We start from the raw sequence: 14,916 nt of genomic DNA, 5'->3' as shown, positions 1-14,916 counted from the left end.
AGGGAGGGGCGGCGACGGCGGCACCCCGTGGGGCCGGGTCAGCCGCCGGCCGGGCCTTCGGAGTCGCTCCGCCCGGCGGTGGCGGGCGTCTTCACCAGGCCGTCGTCCTCGGGCGGACCGTCGTCCTCGGGCTCCTCCTCGGGGAGGGTCGCGTGCCGCAGTCCGGGGACCGTGAGGGCGACGACCACGGCTGCCGCCGTGCACACCACGCCGTTCACGACGGCGGCGCCGGCCGGGCTGAACCACTTGGCCACCAGGGCGACTTCGACGTCGCCCGCGATGCCGCCGGTGGTGCCCTGGGCGGTGAGGACGCTGACCATGCGGCCGCGCAGCCGGTCGGGGGTGTTGTGCTGGACGAGGGCGTACTCGAGGATCTCGTACACCGTGCCGGCGGCACCGCCGACGGCGAGCATCGCGAAGGCGAGGGCGGGGCTGCCGCTGAGGCCGAATCCGAGGATGGCCAGACCGCCGACGAAGGCGGCGGTGAGCAGCAGGCGTCCGGGACGGGTGACCCGGGCGATCCAGCCGCTGGTGGCGGAGACGAGGATCGCGCCCACGGCCGGGGCGGTGTACAGCAGGCCGAGCATCATCTCGCCGCCGCCGAACCGCTTGTCCACGAGTTCGGGGAAGACGACGACGGGCATGCTGAAGAGCGCGTTGATCCCGCCGAGGGCGAGCAGGCCGCCGACGACGCGGTTGCGCACGGCGAACCGGAAGGCGGCGAGCGGCGAGCCGGAGTCCTCGGCGCCGTCCTCGTCCTCGTCGTCCTTGACCGGGGGCAGCGGGCGCAGCCTGAGGAGCAGCAGGGTGGTGACGCCGGTGGTGGCGGCGGTGAAGGCGTACACCGGTCCGGGGCCGCCGGTCAGGGCGAGCACCACACCGCCGAGGAAGGGGGCGGCGATCGAGCCGAGTTCGCCGGTGAGCGAGATCAGGGCGCCGGCGGCGGGCAGTTGGTCGGGCCGTACCAGGGTCGGGGCGACGGCCATCAGGGCGGTGACGCTGACCCCGGTGGCGAGTCCGTCGAGGGCGACGAACAGGTAGACCGTCCACAGCTGCGGGTCGGACAGGAAGGCGTTGACCGCGAGTCCGGCGAAGGCGAGGGCGGCGGAGGAGCGGCCCCACAGGATCAGCTTCCGCCGGTCCATGCGGTCGGCCGCCCAGCCGCCCCAGAGGGAGCCGAGCAGGACGGTGACGCTCATGATCATGCTGGAGACGGCGACGCCGAAGGTGGAGCCCGTCAGGTCGTAGACCTGCTTGGCCAGTGCCACCATGGCCATGCCGAGACCGAAGAGGGACACGATCCGGGCGATGAAGATCGCCCGGAAGTCGCGGCTGGCCCGCAGCGGGCTGATGTCGATGAGGAGGTCACCGGCTCGCACGGGACGCTCCCGACGGCTGGGCGAGGAGGGCGGCCCACTCCGTGAGGGTGGGGCGCTCGGCGAGTTCGACGAACCCGACCACGGCGCCGTCGGCGCGCCACGTCTCGACCAGGGCCATCAGCCGGATCGAGTCGAGGCCCTGGTCGAGCAGGCTCTCGTCCGGGTCGACCTCCTCGGCGTCGACGTAGAGCACGTCGGCGACGTCACGCGTGAGCCGCTCCAGGGCGAAGGTCTGCTGTCCGGCCGTGTCGGCCATGGGTGGGTCCTCGTCTTCCCGATCCGATGGATGAAGGTTGGTTAGGTAAGGCTTACCTAAGTAGCTATCGTGCAGTCAAACGCGAGCCGCGAACTCACGGCGATCCGTCAGTTGTCAGAGAGCGAGAAGAAGTTGAACACTGCACTGTCCCGCCCGGAGCGGCCCCCGCTGCCCCTCGTCGAGGTCAGGGCGGCCGGACCCGGGGACGCCGGCGCGGTCCACCGGCTGTCGCGGCCGTTCGTGCGCGAGGGGTCCCTGCGCGAACGGACGCTCGACGAACTGGCCCGCCGCGCGGCGGACTTCCTGGTCGTGGAAGCCGGCGCCGAAGGCCTGGTGGGCTGCGTGGGACTCCGGGCCCGCGCGGACGCGCGGGGCCGGACGGCGGTCGTGCTCTACAACTTCTGTGTGGCGCCCGGACATCAGGGGCGGGGGATCGGCTCCGCACTGCTCGACGCCGTGCTCCGCGAGGCGGGAGCGCGGGGTGCGGCCCGGGTCTTCGCGGCGACCGTCGGCAGCGGACTGCTGTTCCTGCGGCACGGATTCGCCGCCGGGCGCGAGGAGGAGGCGCCGCCCGCGTGGCGGGCCGCCCTCGACCCCGCGCGCGGCTCCCGGATCCTCACCCGCGTCCTGAGGTGACGCGGCCCCGGCCGGTCCGCTCCCGTCCGGCGCGGCCCGGCACCCGGGAGCGGGCGGCCGGGCCGCGCGGGACGGAAGTCCGGCTCAGGAGCGGGCGGCGAGGCTCGCCGGACGCAGGTCCGTCCAGTGCTCCTCGGTGTACGCGGCACAGCCCTGTCGGGAGTCCTCGCCGTGCGCCACGGTCCAGCCGTCCGGGACCTCGGCGAAGGCCGGCCAGAGCGAGTGCTGGTTCTCGGCGTTGACGAGCACGTAGTAGCGCGCGTCGTCGTCCTCGAAGGGGTTGGTCGCGGTCATGGGTCTCTCCTCGCGCCGGGGCGGCCCGCCTGCCGCGCCCTGCGGGGCGGTGCTCGGGGGCCGTGGGGGGTGGGGTCGGATGGGGGCGCCCAGGAGCTGGGCGTTTAGGTAAGGCTTACCTAAAATCACCTAGGGTGCGGTGGCTGTCAAGTCACTCCCGGGTGGCCGACTTTCGCGCGGAGGGGACGCCCGGAACCGGCCGGGAAGGCCTGGAGGGGCACCCTTCGTGCTCCTTGATCCAGACGCCCGGGGTGCGCCCGAAGTGTCGCCTGAACGCCAGGATGTAGCCGTTCGTGCTCGTGAAACCGACCTTGGCGGCCACCGCGCCGACCTGGTGCCCGCGGCTGAGCAGCGCGAGCGAGTGGTTGAGGCGGACCCGGGTCCGCCACTCGGAGAAGGCGATCCCGGTCTCGGTGCGGAAGGCCCGGCGCAGGCTGGTCGCGGACACGTAGAGGCTCTCGGCCCATTCCGTCGCGGTGCGCTGGTCGTCGGGGCTGCGCAGCAGGCTCCCCGCGACGGTCCGGGCCGCCTCGCTGGTCGGGCGGGGAAGCGGAAGCCGGGCGTCGCCGTGGCTCCTGGCGCAGGTCAGCGCCGCGAACATGGCGTCGTCGTCGACCCCCGTGCCGCCGCCGCGGGTGCGGGCGAGCAGATGGCGCAGGGCGGCCTCGTCGAGCCGGACCAGGGTGGCCCGGGCGAACGGCAGGCGGTGTCGCGCGGGGGTGAACGACTCGGTCAGGACCAGGGATCCGGAATCGAAGACGGCGCTGTGCGGAGTGCCGGCCGGGAGCCACAGGGCCAGCGGGGAGGCCAGCTCGTGCGGGCCGTCCGGCGTGGTCACGGTGATCCGCCCCAGCGGTGCGTACAGCAGCTGGTGGTAGTCGTGCGCATGCGTCGGATGGCCGGTCGCCGTGATGACGACCTCGTCCGTCGTGCCCGCCGTGCGGTCGGTCATGCGGGCCACCCCCCGGTGTCTGAGAGGCGGTCGGCCCGCGACCCCTCGGTGTGATCGGTCGGCCTCCGAGTTGGATCCCCGGAGGTTAGGCAAGGGTAACCTAAGTAGCCGTACGAGCAGTGAGAGCAAGGACGGCACATGACGCAACCGCCCCCAACGGTGGTGAAAGCCCCGGCGCAGGACATACCGCCGGGCGACCCCCCGGCCCGCACCCGGACCTCGCGGGGCACGATCGTGTCCGTCCTCGCCGTCGCCGCGGTCCTCGCGACCCTCGTCGCGAGCATCGGGCTCGGCGCCCGGGACATCTCCCCCCTGGAGGTCGTCCGCATCCTGCTCAACCCCGGTGAACAGGCCTTCGACACGCACGTCCTGTGGACCGAGCGCATCCCCCGCACCTTCCTCGGCCTCGCGGTCGGCGCGGCGCTCGGCGCCGCCGGTCTCGTCATGCAGGCCCTCACCGCCAACCCCCTCGCCGACCCCGGCATCCTCGGCGTCGAACAGGGCGCCTCGATGTTCGTCGTCCTCGGCATCATGCTCCTCGGCGTCACCGACACCGGCGACTACTTCTGGCTCGCCCTCCTGGGCGCATCCGTCACCGCCACCCTTGTCTACCTCATCGGGACCCGCACCGACGCGGGGAGTTCGGCCGTCGGCCTCGTCCTCGCCGGAGTCGCCCTCGCCGCGGTGATGTCCTCCCTCATCACGCTCCTCGTCGTCCGCGACAAGGAGGCCTTCTTCCACCTGCGCTTCTGGTCGGTCGGTCAGCTCACCGGCCGCGCCGAGGTCCTGAGCCAGCTCCTGCCCTTCGTCCTCGTCGGACTCCTCCTCGCGCTGCCCCTCGGCCGCACCCTCAACATCCTCGGCCTCGGCGACGACACCGCGCGCGCCCTCGGCGTCCGGGTCGAACGCGCCCGCCTCACCGCCGCCGCGGTCGCCGTCCTGCTCTGCGCCGCCGCCACCGCCGCCGTCGGCCCCGTCGCCTTCGTCGGACTGGTCGCCGCCCACTGCGCCCGGCTCCTCGTCGGCCCGGACCACCGCTGGTCGCTGCCGATCTCCATGGCCACCGGCGCCGTCCTGCTGACCGGCGCCGACACCGCCGGCCGACTCGTCCTCGACCACGGGGAGGTCCAGGTGGGCCTCATGACGGCCATCATCGGCACGCCCTTCTTCGTCTGGCTGGCCCGCCGCCGCGACCTGGTGCGGATGTGATGACCTCACTCGACCTCCGGCCCCCGAAGCCGGACTCCCCGACCACGCACGCCGTCGTCGCGCGCCTGCGCGCCGACCGCCGCGCCCGCAACCGCCGGGCCACGGTGACCGCCTCCGTGCTCACCGCCGCCCTCCTCGGACTCCTCACCGCCTCCGTACTGCTCGGCGGCATCGGCCGGCTCGACCCGGCCGACGTCCTCCCCGCGGCCTTCGGACTGCGGGACGGCCTCGCCGACTACATGATCTTCCAGCTGCGGATGCCGAGGGCGCTCTCCGCCCTCCTCGCCGGAGCCCTCTTCGGCCTGGCCGGCTCGCTCTACCAGCGGCTGATCCGCAACCCGCTCGCCACCCCCGACATCGTCGGCATCTCCGCCGGAGCCGGAGCCGGCGCCGCGACCGCGCTGCTCTACGCGCCCGCCGCCTTCACCCTCGGCGTCCCCGTCGCCGCCGTCATCGGCTCGTTCGTGCTCGTCGCCGCCGTCCAGGCGCTCAGCTGGCGCGGCGGGGTCGACACGTACCGGCTCGTCCTCGTCGGCATCGGACTCAGCGCGGTCTGCACCGCCTACACCAACTACCTCTTCCTCGTGGCGGACCAGCAGAGCCTCGCCATCGCCCTGCGCTGGACGGTCGGCACCACCAACGACGCGGACTGGGACGGTGTCACCACCCTCGCCGTCGGCTTCGCCGCCTGCGCGCTCGCCGCCCTCCTCCTCGCCCGGCCCCTCGCCACCCTCACCCTGGGCGACGGCTTCGCCGCCGGCCTCGGCACCCGGGTCACCGCCTCCCGCGTCGGCGTCCTGCTCGTCGGCGCCGCCGCCGCGGCCCTCGCCACCAGCGTCGTCGGGCCCATCGGCTTCGTCTCCCTCGTCAGCGGCCCCATCGCCGTCCGCCTGGTCGGGACCGAGCGCTCCACGCTCCTCGCCCCGGCGATCGGCGCCGTCACCGTCCTCGGCGCCGACGTCCTCGCCCAGCACGCACCGGTGATCAGCCCGGTGCCCACCGGTGTCCTCACCGCGCTGCTCGGCGCCCCCTACTTCGTCTGGCTGATCCTCCGACGCAGGCAGGGAGCCTCGTGACCCACACCGTGACCCCGCAGACCGAGAGCCCGGAAGCCACCGCGACCCACCAGCTCGAAGCCCGCGGCATCAGCGCCGGGTACGGCAAGTCACCCGTCATCGAGGACCTGGACCTCCGGATCGAGAAGGGCCGGATCACCGCACTCGTCGGCCCCAACGCCTGCGGCAAGTCCACCCTCCTCAAGTCCATCGCCCGCCTCCTGCCCCTCGCCGCCGGATCGGTCCTCCTCGAAGGCTCCGACATCCACCGCCTGCCCACCCGCGAGGTGGCGCGCCGGCTCGGCGTCCTCCCGCAGTCCCCGGTCGCCCCGGAGTCCATCACCGTCGGCGACCTCGTCTGGCGCGGCCGCCATCCGCACCGCCAGTTCGGCCGCCGCCGCGACGCGCGCGAGGACGTGATCATCGCCGAGGCGCTGAAGGCGACCGGAACCGCCGAACTCGTCGACCGCCCGGTCGACCAGCTCTCCGGCGGCCAGCGCCAGCGCGTGTGGATCGCCCTCGCCCTCGCCCAGGACACCCCCACCCTGCTGCTCGACGAACCCACCACCTACCTGGACGTCGCGCACCAGATCGAGGTCATGGACCTCCTCGCAGACCTCAACGAACAGACGGGCAAGACCATCGTGCTCGTCTCCCACGACCTCAACCAGGCAGCCCTGTACGCCTCGACGATCGTCGCCCTGCGCGACGGACGCGTCATCCGGCAGGGCCCGCCCGAAGAGGTCCTCGACGAGAGCACCGTGGCCGAGGTCTTCGGTCTCCGCTGCCTCGTCGTACCCCACCCCCTCACCGCACGGCCGCAGATCTTCCCCCTCGGCCGCCGTCACCACCCGCAGGAGAACTGACCATGAACCGCCCCGCCAGAGCGCTCGCCCGGCGTTCCACCGCCCGCACCCTCCTCGCCGCCGCCGCGTGCGGCGCCCTCCTCGTCGGCTGCGGCGGCAAGGACGAGGCGAAGACCGACGGCGCGAAGCCCACCGGTGCCGCGAGCGGCGCCGCCGCCGAGGCCTCCTACCCCCTCACCCTCCCCAACGCCTGGGGCAAGACGGAGATCGAGAAGAAGCCGCTGAAGGTCGCCACCGTCTCCGACGGCGACACCGACATCGCCCTCGCCCTCGGCCTCGTCCCGGTCATCACCCCGGACGCCGAGGACGGCGGCCCCGTCCCCGAGTACAAGCAGCGCGCCATCGACAAGCTCGGCGCCGGCAAGCTCAAGACGTACGACGACACCGACGGCACCGACTACGAGGCCATCGCCGCCGAGGCCCCGGACGTCATCCTCGGCATGAACACCTGGGCGATGGACGCCGACTACGCCAAGCTCGCGCCGATCGCCCCGGTCGTCACCTTCACCGACAAGGCGCACTCCGACACCCTCACCTGGCAGGAGCGCCTGAAGACCGCCGCCAAGGCGCTCGGCATGAGCGCCGAGGCCGAGAAGGTCATCGCCGCCAACGAGAAGGCCACCGCCGACGCGGCCGCCGCGCACCCCGAGTTCAGGGGCAAGACGTACACCTACGCGGTCGTCCACCCCGAGCAGATCACCTTCATGTCCTACGCCGACCAGGACCCGGGCGTCTTCGAGCAGCTCGGCTTCAAGAAGACGGACAAGGCCAAGACCTACACGGCCGACAAGAACGCCGTCAGCCTGGAGAAGCTGGACGAACTGGAGGCCGACGTCCTCCTCATGACGTACCCCTTCGGTGACAACGGCCTGCTCAGCGCCAAGGAGCTGGAGAGCAACAAGCTCTTCCAGTCCCTCCAGGTCGTCAAGGGCAAGCACTACGCGGTCATCCCCTCGGAGAACACCCTCTCCTCCGCCGTCGCCTACCCGGACGCCCTCAGCGCGCCCTGGATCGTCGAGAAGCTGACGCCGATCCTCGCCGGGGCCGTCGCCGGCAAGTGACCTCCGCTCCCTCCGGGGAGCACCACCGCCACCCTCACGGGCCGGGCGGGCCGGGCGCACCGCGCCACCGGCCCGCCCGGCCCGCAGGTCCGTCCCGCGGCGCCCGCCCGGCGCCGCGCACGAAGGAGCAGCACCCATGCCCACCCGCAGCCCCCGCTCGGTCGTCACCTTCCCCATCGTGCTGCGCGAGCTGACCGTCCTGCGCGCCGAGAACATCACCCCCGGGATGCGCCGCCTCACCCTCGGCGGGCCGCAGCTCGACGCCTTCACCAAGGACGGCCTGGAACTGCCCGCCCTGCGCACCGAGGGCTTCGACGACCACGTGAAGTTCTTCTTCGCCGACGAGACCGGGCGCCTCGTCCTGCCCCGGCAGCAGGTGAGCAGCCTCGACTGGTCGGACGGGCGGCCCGTCGCCAAGGACTACACCCCGGTCCGCCACGACCCCGACCGGGGCGAGATCGACTTCGACTTCGTCCGCCACGACGGCGGTGTCGCCTCCACCTGGGCCGAGAACGCCGTCCCGGGCGACAGCGCCTGGATCGCGGGACCGAAGATGTCCCACAGCCACCCCGAGGGCGCCGACTGGATCCTCGTCGTCGGCGACGAGACCGCCCTGCCCGCCATCGGCCGCTGGCTCGCCGAGATGCCCGCGGGCACCAAGGCCCGCGTCTTCATCGAGGTCGGCGACGACAGCCACCGCCAGGAGCTGCCCACCGAGGCCGACGCCGAGATCGTCTGGCTCTCCCGGAAGGGCGCCCCGGCCGGCACCACCGACCTCCTGGAGCAGGCCCTCCGCACCGCGGAGTGGCTGCCCGGCATCGTCTTCGCCTGGGTCGCCGGCGAGGCCGTCACCCTCAAGGGCATCCGCCGCCACCTGGCGACGGAGCGTCAGGTCCCGCGCGAGCAGACCCACATCACCGGGTACTGGCGCCGCACCGCGCCCGCCGTCGCCGCGACCCCGGCCGAGGACCTGCCCGCCGGCGCCGACACCGTCCCGGCGGTGGAGGACGACGAGGACGACGCGCACGAGCGCCTCCACCAGCTGACCGACCTGGCACCCCCGTACGCCATCCGGACCGCCGTCACCCTCGGCGTCTTCGACCTGGTCGACCAGGGCGTGCGGCACGCCGCCGAACTGGCCCGCCGGGCCGAGGCCGACCCGGCCACCCTCCGGGCCCTCCTCGACTACCTCGTGGGGATCGAACTGCTCGCCACCGACGGCGAGGGCCACTACAGCCTCACCCCGATCAGCGAGGAGCTGGTCGAGGACGACCACTCGGCGGAGGAGTACCACCTGGAGGGCGCCCAGGCCGCGCTCGACGCCTCCCTCTCCGGTCTGCTGCACACCGTCCGCACCGGCCGGGCCGGCTACCGCACCCTCGCGGGCCGCACCCTGACCGAGGAACTGGCCCGGGAGTCCCGGATCGCCGACACGGCGCGCGCCGCCGTCGAGGACGAGGCCCGCTGGATCGCCCCCGGTGTGCTGCGCGCCCACGACTGGTCGGCCGTCACCGAGCTGACCGCCACCGGCCACGGGGTCGCCACCGTCGTCGAGATCCTGGTCAAGGAGCACCCGGACCTGCGGGCGCGGATCGTCGCGATGCCCTCGGTGCTCCGGGTGCTGCGCGAGGCGATCCTCGACGCGGAGCTGCTGCCCCGGATCGACCTGGTCGCCGGCTCCGGGGCCGTACCGGCGGGCACGCGCACCCTGCTGATGTCACGTCAGCTGGAGTGGCAGGCCGACGAGGACGCGGTGCACACCCTCTCCGAGGCGGCCGCCGCCCTCGCGCCGGACGGCACCCTGCTCCTGGTCGAGCAGATCGCGACCGGCGACCCCGAGGACATGGAGGAGGCCCTGAACCACCTGCGCCTCAAGTGCGCGTTCGGCTCCGGGGTGCGCGACGCGGAGGCGATCGCGGCGCTGGCCGCCCGCGCGGGGCTCGTCGTGCGCTCCCGCGCCGACGTGGGCTGGGACCACCGCCTCTGGACGCTGGTCCGCGCCGGCTCCTGAGCACGGGGACGGGGGCCGGACCGGCATACCGCCGGTCGGGCCACCGCCGGTCAGACCCGCGCCGGTCCGGCCACCGCCGGTAAGGCCCGTGCCGGCTCCTGAGCACGGGGGAGGGGCCGGACCGGCACACCGCCGGTCCGGCCCCTCGGCCCCTGTCCGCCCACCTCTCGGTTCCTTCCGTCCGGCCCCTCGGTCTCCCGAGGGGCCGGATCCTCCGTCACACCCGTCCCGGGCCGAAGTACTCCTCGGCGTGGGACTCGCCGTCCCCCTCGGCCCGTACCCGGCCCAGCACGAGACCGGGCCGTCCGGCGCCGCCGTGGTCCGCGCCGGTGACGACGACCACGCCCTCGTCCCCGGTCCGGAGGATGAGGCCCGGCTCACCGGAGTAGAGGCTCCGCGAGACCGTCGCCGCGAGGACGTCGAGCCGTCGGCCGGCGTGGTGGGTGAAGGCGGTCGGGCTCAGCGGGCGCCGGGACTCGACGAAGCGGGCGATGTCCCGCGCGGAGTGGGTCCAGTCGATGCGGCCGTCCTCGTCGGAGCCGCCGGCCAGGATCTCCACGTCCCTCGGCGGGTCGTGGACCACGCCCGCCGGGCTCGGTTCGAGGTGCCGGTGGACCCGGCGGAGCAGGGAGGCGAGCTGCGTCCGCTCCTCCTCGTTCAGCGGGGCGAGGACCTCGTCGTCCGTCGAGGCGATCTCGGCGTTGAGACGGGCCAGCCAGGCCCGGCCCTCGGGGGTCAGGCGGACGAGGACCCGGCGCCGGTTGGCCGGGTCCCGGGCGCAGTCGACGTGACCGGTCCGCACGAGGTCGTTGACGATCTTCACGAGGTCGCTGGAGTTCATGTCGAGCCGCGCGGCGAGGACGGTCTTCATCTGAGGGCCCAGATCGGCGACGAGCGACATCACCGTCAGATGCCATAACCGCAGGTTGTGGGCGGCGAGCCGCTCGGTGAGCCGGCGGCGGGCGGCCTTGCCGAGCGCGTAGAGGAGGTACGCGTTGAGGTGCAGGACGCTGGGTGGCGTCATGCTCAGGCGAGGCGGGCCCGAGGGCCCGGTGACGGGCCGTTCCGAGGCGGGTGCCGCGTCCGCCGCGGGGGCGTGGTGCGCGGCGGACGGGGCGTGGTGTGCGGTGCCGGGCAGGGCCAGGCCCTGGAGCGACAGGTCGGTGCCGGCCAGGGCCCGGAAGACCTGGGCCCAGTCGGTCGTCGGCAGACTGGATATGCCGACGACGGCGAATGCGGCTCCGGACGCGTCGTGCGCGATGCCGGAGACGGCTGGTTGTTCCATGAGCTCCCCTTGCTCACCGTGCGAGTGAGGTGTGTCTAACCTACTCAAGTGGTCATAAAAACCCGTCGCCCCTCAGGACCGTCTGAGGGGCGACGGGGGTGCGGGGCCCGGGGGCCCCTGTCCTCAGGGGCGGCCGGTGAGGTAGCCGCCCATGGAGGTGAAGTACTCGGTGGCGGGCAGTTCGCGCCCGTCCTCCGTCCGGACCCGCGTGACGGCGAGTCCGTGGTTGCGTCCGGTGTAGGCGTCGGATCCGGCGACGATCACGACGCCGGCGCCCTCGCGGTAGAAGATCCGGCCCGGGGTGCCGCCGTAGCGGCCCTCCGACACGACGGCGGAGAGGATCTCCAGGCGCTTGCCCCGGTGGAAGGTGAAGGCGCTGGGGTACGGCGCGGACTGCGCGCGGACCAGGCGCTCCAGGGCGTCGGCCGGCCAGCCCCAGTCGATGCGGATGTCCTCCTCCGCCCGCTTGTGGAAGAAGCTGGCCTGCGAGCGGTCCTGCCGGGTGAACTCGGTCTCCCCGGCGGCGATCCGGGCGAGTGCGCCGATCGTCACCGGGGCGATGAGGTCGACCGTCTTGTGGAACAGGTCGGTGGTCGTGTCGGTCGGCTCCACGGTGACCGCGCGCTGGTCCACGATGTCGCCCGCGTCGAGCACCTCGTCCATCATGTGGGCCGTGACGCCCACTTCGGACTCGCCGTTGATGAGCGCCCAGATGAGCGGCGAGAAGCCGGCGTACTTGGGCAGCAGCGAGTCGTGGACGTTGAGCGTGCCGTGGCGCGGCAGCCCGTAGATGTGCGGCGGGATCCAGGTGCGCCAGTTGTTGGCCACGATGATGTCCGGGTCCGCCGCCTTGAGGAGGTCGAACAGTTCGTCGTCGTCCGGCCGGTTGCGGATCGCGACGGGCACGCCGTGCTCCTCGGCGAGGTCGGCGACGGAGTCGCTCCAGATCTTCTCGTAGGCGTGCTCGCTCTTGGGGTGTGTCACCACCATCACGACGTCGTGCTCGGACTCCAGGAGGGCCTTGAGGGTGCGGTGACCCCACGTCTGGTAACCGAACATGACGACCCGCATAAGGGCTTCCTCCTCGGTGAAACGACTGGTCGCACCAAGTAAAGCAAGGCTTACCTAAGGTGCGCAAGTTCCGCTTCTTTTAAGCCAGTTGACCTGGCCTGATCGTTGCGTGTCCCATTTGTCCTGTCGACAGCCCTGCGCAGGTCAGGTTAGCTTTACCTAAGTTGCGGCTGGCTTGTGGATGACACCGAGCCGCTGTCGCGAACCTTTCGCCCCACGCCTCACAGGCGGCAGTTCCGCACGATGGGAGTGACATGTCTCAGGGCCTTCCTGGCGACGCACCTCTGGTCCACGACCTCATAGGCATCGGCTTCGGGCCGTCCAATGTGGCCATGGCGATAGCGCTCAGCGAGCACAACGCCCGCGTCGGAAGGCAGGAGGCCGTCACCGCGCACTTCTTCGAGCGGCAGGCCGGCTTCGGCTGGCACCGCGGCATGCTGATCGACGACGCCACCATGCAGGTCTCCTTCCTCAAGGACCTGGTGACGCTGAGGAACCCGACCAGCGAGTACAGCTTCCTGTGCTACCTGCAGAGCAGGGGCCGGCTGATCGACTTCGTCAACCACAAGAACCTCTTCCCCCTCCGCGTCGAGTTCCACGACTACTTCGAGTGGGCGGCGGCCAAGGTCGACGACATGGTCTCCTACGGCCACGAGGTCGTCGCCATCGAACCCGTCGTACGGGACGGCGTCATCGAGTACCTCGACGTGACCGCCAGGACCGGCGGCGAGACCGTGGTCCACCGGGCCCGGAACCTCGTGATCGGCACGGGACTCCGCCCGCTCATGCCCGAGGGCGTCGAGCGCACGGACCGCGTCTGGCACAACTCCGAGCTGCTCACCAAGGTCGACACCCTGGAGGGCACGAACCCCGAGCGCTTCGTGGTCGTCGGCGCCGGCCAGAGCGCGGCCGAGAACGTGGCCTACCTCCACCGCCGCTTCCCCGAGGCCGAGGTGTGCGCCGTCTTCTCCCGCTACGGCTACAGCCCCGCGGACGACAGCGCCTTCGCCAACCGCATCTTCGACCCGGCCGCCGTCGACGAGTACTTCACGGCGCCCGGCGACGTGAAGCGGAAGCTGATGGACTACCACGGCAACACCAACTACTCGGTCGTCGACATCGACCTGATCGACGAGCTCTACCGCCAGGCGTACCAGGAGAAGGTCCTCGGCACCGAACGCCTCCGCTTCATCAACGTCTCCCGGCTCACCGGCGTCGAGGACGACGGGAAGAAGGTCCGTGCCGCCGTCACCTCCCTGGTGACCGGGGAGGAGAGCCACCTCGACGCCGACGTCGTCGTGTACGCCACCGGCTACAGCCCCGCCGACCCCGTCGGCCTGCTCGGCCCGGTCGCCGAGCACTGCCGGCGCGACGAGGAGGGCCGCGTCCGCGTCGAGCGCGACTACCGGCTGACGACCGCCCCCGAACTCCGCTGCGGCATCTACCTCCAGGGCGGCACCGAGCACACCCACGGCATCACGTCGGCCCTGCTCTCCAACACCGCGATCAGGGTCGGCGAGATCCTCGACTCCGTCCTCGACCGGGGGCGCACGCCCGCGCCGGGCGAGTCCCGGGCGGTCGTCGACGGCATCGGCTCGGCCCGCTAGACCACCCCGCTCAGGGGTGACGCCCCGCCCCCCGCACCCGCCCCGCCGGCAGGCCGCCCCCCCCCACACACCGCCCTGCCCGCCGGGCGACTCCGTCGCACCCGGTGGGCGGGGCACGCACCGTGAGAACCCTCGAAAGGAACATCTGTGTTCACTGGTACGCGTCGCGCTCCGGCGCGGTTCGTCGGGCAACTGCCGCGTGTGGCTGTCGTCGTGGTCGCCGGGCTGGCTCTGTCGGCCTGTGGTGGCGGCTCGGAGAAGGAGGAGGCGAAGCCCGGGGCCGTGACGTCCGGCAGCGGGGCGCCGTCGGTCTTCCCGGTGACGGTGGAGCACAAGTACGGCAGCACGACGATCGACAAGGAGCCGAAGCGGGTCGTCACGCTGGGTCTGTCGGACCAGGACGCGGTGCTGGCGCTCGGGGTCAAGCCGGTCGGCGCGGTGGACTGGTTCAAGGAGGCCCCGTACGGCAAGTGGCCGTGGGCGAAGGACAAGTGGGGTGCGGACAAGCCGCAGATCGTCGGCGAGCGTGACGAGTACAACGTCGAGAAGATCGCGGCGCTGAAGCCGGACGTCGTCGTGGCCCAGTACTCGGGGATGAAGAAGGAGCAGTACGACACGCTGTCGAAGTTCACCAAGGTCGTCGCGCAGCCCAAGGGTGTGCCGGACTACGGGGCTTCGTGGCAGGTGATGACCCGGCAGATCGGCAAGTCCCTCGGGAAGGCGGGGGAGACCGAGAAGCTGATCGAGGGCATCGACGCGCGGTTCGAGGCGGTGCGCGGGAAGCATCCGGAGTGGGCGGGCAGGACCCTGGCCGTCGCGGACAGCTTCGAGGCGGGCAAGTACTCGGCGTTCACGAGGACCGACCCCAAGTCGATCTTCTTCCAGGAGCTCGGGTTCAAGCTGAAGCCGGAGATCGACACCCTCGCCAAGCCCGGCTGGAACGTGGCGGAGCTCAGCGCGGAGAAGCTGAACGTCCTCGACGTCGACCGGCTCGTCTGGGTCACCTCCAGCACCGACGCCAACACCCGCATCAAGGCCGAACCCCTCTACAAGAAGCTCAAGGTCAACCAGGACGAGCGCGACCTGTTCGTGCCCTACCAGGACCCCGACATCGGCGCCGCGTTCTCCTTCAACACCGTCCTGTCCATCCCCTACGCGATCGACGAGATCGAACCGCTGCTCACCGCGATCAAGTAACACCTCCACCGCCGAGGCGGGGCGGGGGAGGCGCCGG

At 72.3% G+C, this 14,916-nt stretch carries 14 protein-coding genes; 8 read left to right on the top strand and 6 right to left on the bottom strand.

The window, feature by feature from the left end:
- Positions 1 to 38: 38 nt before the first annotated feature.
- Together entS and ACF1BN_RS00075 are read right to left on the bottom strand one after the other, a co-directional pair.
- On the bottom strand, positions 39 to 1,379 hold the full coding sequence (gene entS / locus ACF1BN_RS00080) for an enterobactin transporter EntS (protein ID WP_392329290.1): 1,341 nt from the start codon (positions 1,377 to 1,379) through the stop codon (positions 39 to 41).
- Positions 1,366 to 1,635 carry a phosphopantetheine-binding protein gene (locus ACF1BN_RS00075; RefSeq protein WP_392329289.1) on the bottom strand — a complete coding sequence of 90 codons (270 nt, stop codon included), beginning with the start codon at positions 1,633 to 1,635 and terminating at the stop codon, positions 1,366 to 1,368. The genes entS and ACF1BN_RS00075 overlap by 14 nt, the downstream gene beginning before the upstream one ends.
- Positions 1,636 to 1,767: 132 nt before the next feature.
- Between ACF1BN_RS00075 and ACF1BN_RS00070 the strand changes: the two genes are divergently transcribed.
- Positions 1,768 to 2,271: a GNAT family N-acetyltransferase gene (locus ACF1BN_RS00070; RefSeq protein ID WP_392329288.1), complete on the top strand. Its 504-nt coding sequence runs from the start codon at positions 1,768 to 1,770 to the stop codon at positions 2,269 to 2,271.
- Positions 2,272 to 2,355: 84 nt separating this feature from the next.
- Here the strand turns inward: ACF1BN_RS00070 and ACF1BN_RS00065 are convergent, their stop codons facing one another.
- Together ACF1BN_RS00065 and ACF1BN_RS00060 are read right to left on the bottom strand one after the other, a co-directional pair.
- Positions 2,356 to 2,565: an MbtH family protein gene (locus tag ACF1BN_RS00065; protein ID WP_392329287.1), complete on the bottom strand. Its 210-nt coding sequence runs from the start codon at positions 2,563 to 2,565 to the stop codon at positions 2,356 to 2,358.
- 151 nt (positions 2,566 to 2,716) lie between these two features.
- Entirely contained in the window at positions 2,717 to 3,517 is an 801-nt protein-coding gene (locus ACF1BN_RS00060) for an AraC family transcriptional regulator (RefSeq protein ID WP_392329286.1), read from the bottom strand.
- Positions 3,518 to 3,655: 138 nt separating this feature from the next.
- Here ACF1BN_RS00060 and ACF1BN_RS00055 point away from each other — a divergent pair, with 138 nt between their 5' ends.
- The 5 genes from ACF1BN_RS00055 to ACF1BN_RS00035 all read left to right on the top strand — a co-directional run bounded on the left by ACF1BN_RS00055 (position 3,656) and on the right by ACF1BN_RS00035 (position 9,719).
- Positions 3,656 to 4,726 carry a FecCD family ABC transporter permease gene (locus ACF1BN_RS00055; RefSeq protein ID WP_392329285.1) on the top strand — a complete coding sequence of 357 codons (1,071 nt, stop codon included), beginning with the start codon at positions 3,656 to 3,658 and terminating at the stop codon, positions 4,724 to 4,726.
- The gene (locus tag ACF1BN_RS00050) at positions 4,726 to 5,802 is read left to right on the top strand and encodes a FecCD family ABC transporter permease (RefSeq protein WP_392329284.1); all 1,077 of its coding nucleotides are present in this window, start codon (positions 4,726 to 4,728) and stop codon (positions 5,800 to 5,802) included. Before ACF1BN_RS00055 ends, ACF1BN_RS00050 begins: the two co-directional genes overlap by 1 nt.
- Positions 5,799 to 6,647 (top strand): ABC transporter ATP-binding protein, encoded by an 849-nt coding sequence (locus ACF1BN_RS00045; protein WP_392329283.1) that lies wholly within the window; start codon positions 5,799 to 5,801, stop codon positions 6,645 to 6,647. The genes ACF1BN_RS00050 and ACF1BN_RS00045 overlap by 4 nt, the downstream gene beginning before the upstream one ends.
- Positions 6,648 to 6,649: 2 nt before the next feature.
- Positions 6,650 to 7,708, top strand: coding sequence for an ABC transporter substrate-binding protein (locus tag ACF1BN_RS00040; protein WP_392329282.1), 1,059 nt, complete (start codon positions 6,650 to 6,652; stop codon positions 7,706 to 7,708).
- A 136-nt stretch (positions 7,709 to 7,844) separates the two neighbouring features.
- Positions 7,845 to 9,719, top strand: coding sequence for an SIP domain-containing protein (locus ACF1BN_RS00035; protein ID WP_392329281.1), 1,875 nt, complete (start codon positions 7,845 to 7,847; stop codon positions 9,717 to 9,719).
- A 217-nt stretch (positions 9,720 to 9,936) separates the two neighbouring features.
- Here the strand turns inward: ACF1BN_RS00035 and ACF1BN_RS00030 are convergent, their stop codons facing one another.
- Together ACF1BN_RS00030 and ACF1BN_RS00025 are read right to left on the bottom strand one after the other, a co-directional pair.
- The gene (locus ACF1BN_RS00030) at positions 9,937 to 11,004 is read right to left on the bottom strand and encodes a winged helix DNA-binding protein (protein ID WP_392329280.1); all 1,068 of its coding nucleotides are present in this window, start codon (positions 11,002 to 11,004) and stop codon (positions 9,937 to 9,939) included.
- A 123-nt stretch (positions 11,005 to 11,127) separates the two neighbouring features.
- Positions 11,128 to 12,075: a methionyl-tRNA formyltransferase gene (locus ACF1BN_RS00025; protein WP_392329279.1), complete on the bottom strand. Its 948-nt coding sequence runs from the start codon at positions 12,073 to 12,075 to the stop codon at positions 11,128 to 11,130.
- A 254-nt stretch (positions 12,076 to 12,329) separates the two neighbouring features.
- On the opposite strand from ACF1BN_RS00025, the gene ACF1BN_RS00020 reads away from it, so the two are divergent.
- On the top strand, positions 12,330 to 13,682 hold the full coding sequence (locus ACF1BN_RS00020) for a lysine N(6)-hydroxylase/L-ornithine N(5)-oxygenase family protein (RefSeq protein WP_392329278.1): 1,353 nt from the start codon (positions 12,330 to 12,332) through the stop codon (positions 13,680 to 13,682).
- Between the two features lie 201 nt (positions 13,683 to 13,883).
- Positions 13,884 to 14,879, top strand: coding sequence for an iron-siderophore ABC transporter substrate-binding protein (locus ACF1BN_RS00015; RefSeq protein WP_392329277.1), 996 nt, complete (start codon positions 13,884 to 13,886; stop codon positions 14,877 to 14,879).
- Positions 14,880 to 14,916: the final 37 nt, after the last annotated feature.

It is taken from the genome of Streptomyces sp. NPDC014861 (genome assembly GCF_043081625.1).
Classification (GTDB): domain Bacteria; phylum Actinomycetota; class Actinomycetes; order Streptomycetales; family Streptomycetaceae; genus Streptomyces.
This window is presented reverse-complemented; position numbering and strand designations above follow the sequence as displayed.